1 protein-coding gene is annotated in these 1,250 nt (G+C 61.8%); it reads left to right on the plus strand.

Annotated elements, in window-relative coordinates:
- On the plus strand, positions 1–1,250 hold a 1,250-nt coding region (hutU, locus tag KGB07_RS27610), incomplete at both ends, for a urocanate hydratase (protein WP_411741546.1).

The following is a 1,250-nucleotide window of genomic DNA, read 5'->3' on the forward strand; positions in this document are numbered from 1 at the left end:
GGTAACAAGCTGACCGCCAAGAGCTGGCTGACCGAAGCGCCGCTGCGCATGCTGATGAACAACCTCGACCCGGAAGTCGCCGAGAACCCTAAAGAACTGGTGGTTTACGGTGGTATCGGTCGCGCTGCACGTAACTGGGAATGCTACGACAAGATTGTCGAAAGCCTGACCAACCTGAACGACGACGAGACCCTGCTGGTGCAATCCGGCAAGCCGGTCGGCGTGTTCAAGACCCACAGCAACGCCCCGCGTGTACTGATCGCCAACTCCAACCTGGTTCCACACTGGGCGAGCTGGGAACACTTCAACGAACTGGACGCCAAAGGCCTGGCCATGTACGGCCAGATGACCGCCGGCAGCTGGATCTACATCGGCAGCCAGGGCATCGTCCAGGGCACCTACGAAACCTTCGTCGAAGCCGGTCGCCAGCACTACAACGATGACCTGAAAGGTCGTTGGGTCCTGACTGCAGGCCTCGGTGGCATGGGCGGCGCTCAGCCTCTGGCCGCGACCTTGGCCGGCGCTTGCTCGCTGAACATCGAATGCCAGCAGGTCAGCATCGATTTCCGTCTGAAAAGCCGCTACGTCGATGAGCAGGCTACCGACCTCGACGACGCTCTGGCCCGCATCGCCAAATACACCAAAGAAGGCAAGGCGATCTCCATCGCGCTGCTGGGTAACGCCGCTGAAATCCTGCCGGAACTGGTCAAACGTGGCGTGCGCCCGGACATGGTCACCGACCAGACCAGCGCCCACGACCCGCTCAACGGCTACCTGCCGGCCGGCTGGACCTGGGACCAGTACCGCGCTCGCGCCAAAACTGAACCTGCTGCTGTGATCAAGGCCGCCAAGCAATCGATGGCCGTGCACGTCAAAGCGATGCTCGACTTCCAGAAAATGGGCGTACCGACCTTCGACTACGGCAACAACATCCGTCAGATGGCGCAGGAAGAAGGCGTGGAAAACGCATTCGACTTCCCAGGCTTCGTACCGGCGTACATCCGTCCGCTGTTCTGCCGTGGCATCGGCCCGTTCCGCTGGGCTGCACTGTCGGGCAACGCTGAAGACATCTACAAGACCGACGCCAAGGTCAAGGAGCTGATCCCGGACGACGCCCACCTGCACAACTGGCTGGACATGGCCCGCGAACGTATCAGCTTCCAGGGTCTGCCGGCCCGTATCTGCTGGGTTGGCCTGGGCCTGCGCGCCAAGCTCGGTCTGGCGTTCAACGAAATGGTGCGCAGCGGCGA

It is taken from the genome of Pseudomonas sp. GL-RE-26 (genome assembly GCF_019956275.1).
In the GTDB taxonomy this organism is placed as follows: Bacteria; Pseudomonadota; Gammaproteobacteria; order Pseudomonadales; family Pseudomonadaceae; genus Aquipseudomonas; species Aquipseudomonas grandcourensis.